Genomic DNA, 9,148 nt, shown 5'->3' on the forward strand with positions numbered 1-9,148 from the left:
CCAGTGGAGAAACAAACGTACCTGTTGCATAGCAGGAACATTCAGCAGAACTGTATCGAAGCCATCAAAACCCTCCAGCCAGACCCGAAACGCCCTCTCGAAATAATCATCCAGGAACGCAAGCGATCAGGCGATCAGAACCGAAAGCTCTGGCCTTTGCTTCACGACCTTTCCCGCCAGGTGGAATGGTTCGGTCAGAAGTACAGCCCGGAAGACTGGAAGGATTTGATAACCGCCCTGGTAGCAAAAACCAAAAAGCAGGAACAGCGCACCGCACCGGCAATAGGCGGCGGGGTAGTCATGTTCGGGTCACGGACAAGCAAGATGCGCGTAAGCGAGATGGTTGAGGTTATCGAGGCAATCTACTGGTTCGGTACAGAACAAAACGTGAAATTTAGCGATGAGTCCCGGCTTGAGCTCGAATGGGCTCAGCGGTGGGGCGAACAGAACAGGAGTTAACCATGCATTCTGATGAAATACTGATGCGCGCTTTAAGAAAGCAGCCCTCCATGACCTCCCGTGAGGTTCACAAGTGCTTTACGAGAAAGCGGATGACAGAGAAAGCAGCGCAGCAGGCGCTTTCCAGAGCATATCGCTCAGGCGTGATTCGGCGCAGAAAGGCACCGGGAAACAATGGCTATCAGTATCAGCTGGCCGCTGTTGATCCGAAATTTGGTGAGAGCTATGAGGAAGAGGTGGCATTGCGAAAGGATGGTGTCGTTGAACAATGCCGCTCCACTTCAGCACTGGTCGAGTTCAACAACATGATAGCTGGCGCAAGGAGGAACCATGAAGCTATCCTGGTTCGTTCATGACCCCGTAGACGCCGAAACAGCCGAAGTCCTCATCTCCCGATATGCCGCCCGCAACATTCAAACCCAAAAGACTCTCGCTACCGACCCCCGCCTCTGGCTGGTCAGCGCGCTGCTGCCTGAAAGTAACTTTGAGCCAAGGAGGGATAAAACATATGAAAACCACATCTGGCGCTGATCGCTGCTGCCGTTGTCACGCAACCCTCACCACTGAAGACAAGCACAACTACGGCAGCTCTTGCGAGCCGTGTGAGCAGGATTATATCTATGAAGAATCCGAACGAGGTCAGATCAAGTCAGCCTACTGGCGATGGAGAGCTATCTGTTTCTGCCTGCGCTGGCTGTGGTGCTCAGTTGCTGGCTACCGAAGTTTACGCTTGTGGCTCATGCCTCGACCTGTGGCTACTCCTCGATCCGAACTTCGACATGACAGGAGAAAGTGATGGCTAACTTACGCAAAGAGGCGCGGGGCAGGGAATGCCAAGTCAGGCTGCCGGGCATATGCAATGGAAACCCTGAGACAGTCGTACTCGCGCATTACCGGATGGTTGGCATTTGCGGTACTGGCATGAAACCAGATGACCTGTTTGGCGCATGGGCCTGCTCAGGTCGCCATGATGAGATAGACAGGCGCACACGCCGCTGTGATGTCACTGAGGCGCGTATCGCCCACCTGGAAGGCATTATACGGACACAGGATGCGTTGCTGAGGGAAGGAAAGGTGAAGCGATGAATGAATACCGAATAGACCTACCCTGGCCGCCCGGAAATAATCATCTTTTCTCAGTGTTTCGCGGCAGGAAAATCAAAAGCAAAAAGGGAAGGGAATACACCTCCGCAGTCATTAAGCAAATCACCGAAGCAAATCATCAATTCCAACTGGCCGGCAGGCTGAAAGTAAAAATTCTCGCATATCCACCTACTCGCGCCCGGCGTGACCTAGACAACCTCTTCAAAGCCCCCCTCGACTCACTCACCCAGGCAGGAGTCATAGCTGACGACAGCCTGATTGATGACGTGCGCATGGTTCGTTGCGAAGTGGTCAAGGGCGGCAGGCTGGAAATCATCATCACCGAGATGGAGGCTGTATGAAATGCAAAGTTGAAGGGTGTGGCCGTGAGTGCAAGCACTATCCGGGGAAAGGAATATGCCAGATGCACTACTTCAGGATGATGCGCTATGGCACATACGAACTTACTAAAAAAGGTAAGCGCCAGCCTCGCTCGCACAACGCTAAAGGCTATCAAATGCTTTTCCTTCCTGACCACCCGCTCGCAATGGCTAACGGGTCGGTATACGAGCACCGAAAGGTTGTTTACGACCGTCACGGTGAAAGTCTTCCTCCATGCGAACTATGTTCAAAATCAGTGAACTGGAAAACCGCACACATCGATCACATTGATGATTCCGTCGACAACAACGAACCAGGCAACCTGAGGGTTTTATGTCGGGCATGCAACACAATGAGGTCGCGGGTTCATATACCACAGCACACGGTGAAGCGTCGGCATGCAATCACTTTTGAAGGGGTAACTATGACAGCAACTGAGTGGGCCAGAGACCCTAGAGTCAGAGTAGCCGGCAACACAGTAGTGCTCAGACTAAAAAAAGGGATGACGGTGGAGCAGGCGCTATTCGGAGAAAAGGTAACGCATCGCAGCACCAAGGCGAAGGCAAGAGCCTTGCTGTACGGCGAGTACCAAGGGCCAAAACCATCGGAGGCTGCATGACCGATTATCTCAAGAAGCAATGGCGGTTCCTTCGCATGTTCAAATCACGCAACACGCTGCTGGTTGACTACCGAATCCTGAAAAATACAGCCAAGATAATGGGGAGAGCCGCATGAACAACGACGCCTTAGCCCAGCTCGCACAGGTGATGCGTAAATCTGACCTTAAGAAGCGATACCTGAAGCCGGTCAAGCTAATCACCCCGCTGCAATCTGCTTGGGTGCGATGCCTGCTGGATGTATGGGGAGAGAAGTACGGCGGCTCAGTAGGCCCAGACAGCGGCAAGTCGAGCGTGATAGGGCGCCTGATGATACGCAAGGAATGGAATGACCGGGAATCGGAACGGATACTGGAAGTTGTCGATAACCTGCATAAGCAGGGATACAAGGGCAATGAGCTGTTTATCAAAGCTCAGCAGCTCATTAACCCTCAAAACTCAGTCAGCAATCTTCTCGACCGCGCCAACGAACAGGAAGATGCCGACATTGTGGAAGCTGTAATCTGCAGGCTGTTTGAACCGGCTAATCCGATCCGCCATGTAGCCATTAAATACTATTGCGAGCGCAAGTGCGCGCAAGACATCGCCTATGAGCTGTCGCGACTGACAGGGATTCATGTTGAATCCAGCCGAAAGCGAATCCGGTGGTGCCGAGACCTACTTGAGGCATCCGTATATCACGCGATAATGCGCGAACTGAATGGGATAAATCACAAAATTGCAGCTTAAATGCAAAAACATGCAAAAATAATTTGAAAACGAGACGGGCACCTGGTACATTTCTGATATGCTCGTGACACAAGTAGTTGAGCAACACAATTAAAGCCTCGGTTAACGCCGGGGCTTTCTCGTTTCTACAATCCACCAAATTTATAAGGTCGCCATCAGAGCGGCCTTTTTTACGTCTTTCGCCTCTGCCGCTCCAACGGGTCTTCCTGGATTTTACCGGCGGCAGCAGGCGTTTTTTCCTTCACAGCATGAAGCCGGACTATCCGGGTTACGCCGGAGACGGCCATGAAAAACACACAATCAGTAGCCCGCGAGGTAGCTCATGGGTGAAAGCAGCATAATCACAGGCGTGCTCGGCCTCTTATTTGGCGGCGGCGCAGTGGCAGTTCTCTGGAAACCATTAGCGGCCAGCCTTGTCTCTCTCGGCATAAGCAATCGCGCTGGCGGAGAGATAATCTCCAATTACAAAGAGCAGGTGCAGTTGCTGAAAGAGAGCAACGCCATTCTCCGCGAAGAAAATGATGAGTTGCGCGAGCGGCACGACCGTAACCTGCGCCGCATATCGACTCTTGAGACTGACCTGAAGCTGATTAAAAACGCCCTGAGCATCCTCCTTGCGATGTCTGAGGCCAGTACCGCTGTCGGAAATGAGCGATTCAGAACCGAGATAGATCGGCTGATTGCGAAAATGGAGACCCACAGCGATGACGAACAACGCTAACCAGAATCACAAACGCAGCCTGATAGTCGGCGGCGTTCTTACCCTGATGACACTCATCTGCGTTGCCATGACCTGCATGTTTGTTTACGTCACCAATGACGCCAACAACCGTATTGAAGACATCCGCAACGACTACCGCAAGGTGGCCGAACGCCGCGATGCAAAGGTAGCCAGCCTGGCTAATCAGGTTGCCTCCCTTCAGCAGCAGATGAGCTCACTACCAGACCGCACAGCAAACAAAACCGCCGCTCAGGTGAAGCAGGTCGTTAAAGAGGACGAAGCGAAATGACCAAAGACGACATTTTCAATTCGATCCTCGGCAAAGAAGGCGGCTATGTAAACAACCCGAACGATAAAGGCGGCCCGACCAACTGGGGAATAACTCAGGCGGTAGCGCGTGCTCACGGCTACACCGGTGACATGCGAGACCTTACCCGCAATCAGGCGCTTCAGATTCTTGAGGCTGATTACTGGAAAGGGCCGCGCTTCGATCAGGTTGATTCCATCAGTGGCCTTATCGCTATCGAACTGGCCGATACCGGCGTGAACATGGGGCCAGCCGTGGCCGCCAAGTTCCTGCAGCGCGCCCTGAACGTATTCAACAATCAGGGAAAGCTTTACCCGGACATCATCGCAGATGGTCAGATCGGCCCGCGCACTCTCTCCGCTTTGAAATCCTTCCTGTCCGGTCGTAAGGAAGCGGGTGAAAAGGTGATACTCAAAGCATTAAACAGCCTGCAGGGTGAGCGGTACATTTCGCTTTCCGAAGCTCGCGAGACCAATGAAACATTCACCTACGGATGGTTTGAAAGGGTGGAAATCTGATGGCGCTGGCAGACATCGTTAAAAGCGTTGGTGACGGAAAGCAAAGCCTGAGTAAGTGGACGCAGCTGATCGCCTTCCTTGTGAGTTCCGGCGTTATTGCATGGTACGGCTACAAGCTGGAGCTGAGTGAATGGATGTTCACGGCTTATTTCGGTGTCGCCGTTGGTGCCAACATCATCAACAAGAAAATTGCCACCGACAAAGACATTCAGCAGCAGAAGATTGAAGCCAACATCGATACCGGAGCGAAACCATGAGCTTTGAATACATCCTCGGCATCATTGGCGTAATCATCGCCGCGGTAATGACTGCTTTCGGCGTCGGCCACTCCAAAGGCAAGGCTAAAGCAGAGCAGGCCGCTGATGAGCGTGAGACTCAGGCTACCATCGATTCCATAAAGGCAGCTAACCAGCGCCAGAGTGAAGTGACGAAAGGAGCAGCTGATGTACAGGAAACTGTTTCCCGCATGCCTGGCAGTGCTGTTGATGACGAGCTGCGCTCAGAATGGCTCAATAAGGACTGAGGTTGTGGACACGTCATGCCAGTGGGTGAAGCCCATCTACCTGACTGAAGCCGATATCCTCTCGATGGATGAGCGCACCAAGCGCGCCATTCTGGTTCACAACAAGGCGTGGAAGGCTATTTGTGACGTGTAGTCAATTATTTTTTAGGAATTATATATTAATTATTTTATTTAAGTTGAAGCATTAATCCTTTTATTTGTGTAAATAAATCATAGGATTAATCGATAATATTGATAGGGATGAACAGCGTTAAATCTTGGCGTAACTGAGTAAATATGTGCCGCTTTTATTAAAATGGACCAATTTTTTTACAATGCCCAGATATTACTATCTTTCACGTATTCCACAGCAAAATGGAGCGGCCTTCGTACACGTTCAGGGTTGTGAGTCTCTGCCGCCAAAGGATAAAAGGCTCTTCCTTGGCACGTTCTATCATGAGCGTGATGCATTTAAAACAGCACAAGTATTAATTGAAAAGGCGCGGCCGTGTCCGCTTTGTTTTGAAATGATAGAAGGTTACATACCGCCAACTCCTTCCTGTCAGCACTTACTTTGATTTGCTTTTTTATACAGCATGACGAACCCCAAGAAGATTCACTCCAGCTAACAGAGCAACATCAGCCTCGTCATTGTGCGGGGCTTTTTTATGTCCGCAGTAAACCACGCGCGTCGCAGCGCATATCACTCCCGAGTCTTTCAGAAAGCTGAGCCTGAGAACTGCCGTATATGGTGGCGACCATCTCGGGGCGGCTTTTCTGTGCGAACAGGCTCATCTTTCTAAAAGGTAATCGCAATGAATAATCAGTTAGCAACTCTCGACTTTCGGGACATGGTAGCCGTGTCTGGCGATCGTGTGATCACAACCTCCCGCAAGGTAGCAGCGTATTTCGATAAGCAGCACCATCACATCATTCAGAAGATTGAAAAACTCGACTGCTCAGATGAATTTCTAACCAGCAACTTTTCGCGGGTTACCTATGAGCATAAGGGTAATCAGTATGTTGAGTATGAAATCTCAAAAGACGGCGCAATGTACATCATCATGTCATTCACCGGCAAGAAGGCTGCAGCCATCAAAGAGGCGTTTATCAAGGCCTTCAACTGGATGCGCGAGAAGCTGATGGAGCTGGCTCACTCCTATCAGCGAGAGCATAACGAACTGATGCTTGAGCTGATGAAAGAAAAGGATGTTGCCAGCATGTCTGGCAGATTGCTCAACCGATGGGGGCGCGTGAAAAAGCCTCAACTTATGGCAAGGATTGAAAGGCTGGAGCAGCAGGCACAGATTACCATCCCCGGGTTACCAAAGTGACCATCACAAGGTGCATTTACGAGTGCGCCTGATGATGTTTACTGCCATGAACATCCCTCCTGTTAACGGTTAGCCACGCTGTGAAATAGCCTATCAAGTTTATTTTCCAAGAGCCGATAAAGAATCAATATTATTGAAACTGGGAAATGAAAATGAACAAGTATTTAGCTGCGTGCTTAGTATTGTCGACAGTTGTAATGGCTGGCTGTTCAAGCAAGGCTGGTCCATTCGTTACAAATATCAGCAGCGATGGGCGTGGTGGTTTAACAGTCGAAAAATGTATGGTTCGCCTAGACAGGACAATCAATACTGTTGAATCGTCTGATTGCACAAACACTTCTCTCACCCTTTCAAGTGCAGTGCGATAAGTAAAACCAAGTTATCCGCAAGCCGCCTCCGGGCGGTTTTTTATTGGAGTGAATATGGCAACACCAGATTGGGAGGCCATCGAGTCGGCTTACCGTGCTGGCTTGTTGTCCATCCGTGAAATCGCATCCCAGCACGGCATTACGCATGGCGCTATCAATAAACGAGCTAAGCGTGATGGGTGGGAGCGAGATTTAAAGGCGAAGATAAAAGCCAAGGCAGATGCGCTGGTATCCAAACGTGAGGTATCCACTCAGGTATCCATTGAAACGGCTACCAACGAACGGATACTGATTGAGGCTAACGCTGAGGTTATTGCCACTGTTCGTATGGAACATCGCGGAGACATTCGGCGCGCACGCAATATTGCCAGTTCGCTGTTTGGTGAACTCGAAGCCGAATGCGCTGATGTAGGGGCGTTGCATCAGTTGGGCGATCTGATGTTTGAGCCTGATGATAAGGGCTATGACAAGCTCAACGAAATCTATCACAAGGTTATCAGCATGCCGGGGAGGGTGAAGTCGATGAAAGACCTCTCCGACACACTGAAAACACTCATTGGCCTGGAGCGTCAGGCATACGACATTGACGGCCCCGCCGGTGATGACGCATCGAAGAAACTTTCTGACCTGATGGACGATCTCGCGAAGGGGTGAGCATGAAGCCTGAACATCTCAAGTTGTTGCGAGATAAGTTATGGCGCCTGAATCACCTCTACTGGATAACTGACAAAGAAGGCAAGCCGGTACGATTCCAGATGACGCCGGAGCAGCTCGAATACTTCGAGGGCATGCACACCCGCAACATCATCCTGAAGGCGCGCCAGTTAGGCTTTACGACTGAAGTCTGCATTATCCAGCTCGACGCCGCTTTGTTTGAAGCCGCAAAGTGCGCGCTGATCGCCCATACCCTGAACGACGCCAAGCGCCTTTTCCGCGAGAAGATTAAATACGCCTATGACCGCATCCCTGATGAAATCAAGGCGGCTAACCCTGCAAGCAATGATGCTTCTGGTGAACTGGTATTTAAGAAGGGCGGCTCACTCTATATCAGCACGTCTTTCCGCGGGGGCACACTTCGCTATCTCCATGTTTCAGAATTCGGAAAGATATGCGCCAAGTTCCCGGATAAAGCTCGTGAGATTGTCACCGGTGCCTTTGAGGCTGTATCAGGCGACTGTTTCACGACGATTGAAAGCACAGCAGAAGGCCGGGCTGGCTACTTTTTCGATTACTGTCAGTCTGCTGAAAAGGCTCAGCTTCAGGGCAAGCAGCTCAGCAGCCTCGACTGGAAGTTTTTCTTCTTCTCGTGGTGGAAGAATCCCCTTTATGCAATCGACCCCGTTGAGCCAATACCGCAGCGCCTGAGCGATTATTTCGCTGACATTGAGGCGAAGCATGGGGTGGCGACCAACGAGCGCCAGAGAGCCTGGTATTACGCCAAAGAGAAGACGCTCGGCGATGACATGAAGCGTGAATATCCGTCGATACCGGCAGAGGCGTTTCAGCAGTCGGTTGAGGGCGCCTATTATGCCAAACAGTTCCGCAAGCTCTACACCAATAAGCGTGTTGGTGAGCTGCCTGATAACTCTCATCAGCTGGTTCACACCTTCTGGGATATCGGGGTAGGCGACTCAACGGCTATCTGGTTCGTGCGAGAGGTTGGTGAAGAGTTCCACGTTATCGACTACTACGAAAACTCAGGTGAAGGCCTGCGGCATTACATGAAGGTACTGAAAGACCGCGGCTATGAGTATGGTGACCATTGGGCTCCTCACGATATCGATAACCGTGAGTTTGCCGGTGATGGCAAGAGCCGCAAGCAGATAGCTGCAGAAGGCTTTGAAATCGACGGTCAGGTTTATTCAATCCGCTTCAAGGTCGCGCCAAAGCTAGGCGTAGATACCGGCATAGACTCCGTGCGTGAAATCCTCCCTAAGTGCGCCTTTGACGCGTCCAAATGTGAGCAGGGAATCTCTCATCTTGAGGGATATCGCAAGGAGTGGGATGACAAGCGAGGATGCTGGAAAGACAAGCCTTTGCACGACTTCACATCGCACGGCGCTGATGCGTTCCGCTACTTTGCTGTGGCGAAAACGAATCACAAACAGACCGGCGCAATATTCTTCTAA

18 protein-coding genes are annotated in these 9,148 nt (G+C 51.1%); all 18 read left to right on the plus strand.

The genetic code is table 11. From position 1 onward, the window contains the following. The first annotated feature begins 3 nt into the window (after positions 1–3). The 18 genes from ACJY2L_RS08860 to ACJY2L_RS08945 all read left to right on the plus strand — a co-directional run bounded on the left by ACJY2L_RS08860 (position 4) and on the right by ACJY2L_RS08945 (position 9,148). Positions 4–459: a recombination protein NinB gene (locus ACJY2L_RS08860; protein WP_439212518.1), complete on the plus strand. Its 456-nt coding sequence runs from the start codon at positions 4–6 to the stop codon at positions 457–459. 2 nt (positions 460–461) lie between these two features. Further along, a complete protein-coding gene (locus tag ACJY2L_RS08865) occupies positions 462–815 on the plus strand; it encodes a hypothetical protein (protein WP_439212517.1) in 354 nt (117 codons plus the stop codon). Continuing rightward, entirely contained in the window at positions 790–990 is a 201-nt protein-coding gene (locus ACJY2L_RS08870; RefSeq protein ID WP_439212516.1) for a hypothetical protein, read from the plus strand. The genes ACJY2L_RS08865 and ACJY2L_RS08870 overlap by 26 nt, the downstream gene beginning before the upstream one ends. Before the next feature lie 89 nt (positions 991–1,079). After that, entirely contained in the window at positions 1,080–1,262 is a 183-nt protein-coding gene (locus ACJY2L_RS08875) for a hypothetical protein (RefSeq protein WP_439212515.1), read from the plus strand. After that, positions 1,255–1,545 (plus strand): DUF1364 domain-containing protein, encoded by a 291-nt coding sequence (locus tag ACJY2L_RS08880; RefSeq protein WP_439212514.1) that lies wholly within the window; start codon positions 1,255–1,257, stop codon positions 1,543–1,545. The genes ACJY2L_RS08875 and ACJY2L_RS08880 overlap by 8 nt, the downstream gene beginning before the upstream one ends. After that, a complete protein-coding gene (locus ACJY2L_RS08885) occupies positions 1,542–1,904 on the plus strand; it encodes a RusA family crossover junction endodeoxyribonuclease (protein WP_439212513.1) in 363 nt (120 codons plus the stop codon). Before ACJY2L_RS08880 ends, ACJY2L_RS08885 begins: the two co-directional genes overlap by 4 nt. Beyond that, on the plus strand, positions 1,901–2,542 hold the full coding sequence (locus tag ACJY2L_RS08890; RefSeq protein ID WP_439212512.1) for an HNH endonuclease signature motif containing protein: 642 nt from the start codon (positions 1,901–1,903) through the stop codon (positions 2,540–2,542). Before ACJY2L_RS08885 ends, ACJY2L_RS08890 begins: the two co-directional genes overlap by 4 nt. A 35-nt stretch (positions 2,543–2,577) precedes the next feature. Continuing rightward, positions 2,578–2,658 (plus strand): YlcG family protein, encoded by an 81-nt coding sequence (locus ACJY2L_RS08895; RefSeq protein WP_439351293.1) that lies wholly within the window; start codon positions 2,578–2,580, stop codon positions 2,656–2,658. Beyond that, a complete protein-coding gene (locus ACJY2L_RS08900; protein ID WP_439212510.1) occupies positions 2,655–3,269 on the plus strand; it encodes a hypothetical protein in 615 nt (204 codons plus the stop codon). Before ACJY2L_RS08895 ends, ACJY2L_RS08900 begins: the two co-directional genes overlap by 4 nt. Positions 3,270–3,591: 322 nt before the next feature. Continuing rightward, positions 3,592–3,990, plus strand: a complete 399-nt coding sequence (locus ACJY2L_RS08905; protein ID WP_223563943.1) for a hypothetical protein — start codon at positions 3,592–3,594, stop codon at positions 3,988–3,990. Further along, on the plus strand, positions 3,974–4,279 hold the full coding sequence (locus ACJY2L_RS08910) for a hypothetical protein (protein ID WP_439212509.1): 306 nt from the start codon (positions 3,974–3,976) through the stop codon (positions 4,277–4,279). The genes ACJY2L_RS08905 and ACJY2L_RS08910 overlap by 17 nt, the downstream gene beginning before the upstream one ends. Further along, a complete protein-coding gene (locus ACJY2L_RS08915) occupies positions 4,276–4,815 on the plus strand; it encodes a glycoside hydrolase family 108 protein (RefSeq protein WP_439212508.1) in 540 nt (179 codons plus the stop codon). The genes ACJY2L_RS08910 and ACJY2L_RS08915 overlap by 4 nt, the downstream gene beginning before the upstream one ends. Beyond that, on the plus strand, positions 4,815–5,072 hold the full coding sequence (locus ACJY2L_RS08920; protein WP_439212507.1) for a hypothetical protein: 258 nt from the start codon (positions 4,815–4,817) through the stop codon (positions 5,070–5,072). Before ACJY2L_RS08915 ends, ACJY2L_RS08920 begins: the two co-directional genes overlap by 1 nt. Then, positions 5,069–5,338 carry a hypothetical protein gene (locus ACJY2L_RS08925; RefSeq protein ID WP_439212506.1) on the plus strand — a complete coding sequence of 90 codons (270 nt, stop codon included), beginning with the start codon at positions 5,069–5,071 and terminating at the stop codon, positions 5,336–5,338. Before ACJY2L_RS08920 ends, ACJY2L_RS08925 begins: the two co-directional genes overlap by 4 nt. A 4-nt stretch (positions 5,339–5,342) precedes the next feature. Beyond that, positions 5,343–5,471 (plus strand): hypothetical protein, encoded by a 129-nt coding sequence (locus ACJY2L_RS08930; RefSeq protein WP_439212505.1) that lies wholly within the window; start codon positions 5,343–5,345, stop codon positions 5,469–5,471. A gap of 661 nt (positions 5,472–6,132) precedes the next feature. Continuing rightward, positions 6,133–6,651, plus strand: a complete 519-nt coding sequence (locus ACJY2L_RS08935; protein WP_439212504.1) for a Rha family transcriptional regulator — start codon at positions 6,133–6,135, stop codon at positions 6,649–6,651. A gap of 422 nt (positions 6,652–7,073) precedes the next feature. Next, positions 7,074–7,673: a hypothetical protein gene (locus tag ACJY2L_RS08940; RefSeq protein ID WP_439212503.1), complete on the plus strand. Its 600-nt coding sequence runs from the start codon at positions 7,074–7,076 to the stop codon at positions 7,671–7,673. Positions 7,674–7,675: 2 nt separating this feature from the next. Next, positions 7,676–9,148, plus strand: a complete 1,473-nt coding sequence (locus ACJY2L_RS08945; RefSeq protein WP_439212502.1) for a terminase — start codon at positions 7,676–7,678, stop codon at positions 9,146–9,148.

Origin of the sequence: Duffyella sp. Ts4 (assembly GCF_051851875.1) — a bacterium.
In the GTDB taxonomy this organism is placed as follows: Bacteria; Pseudomonadota; Gammaproteobacteria; order Enterobacterales; family Enterobacteriaceae; genus Duffyella; species Duffyella gerundensis.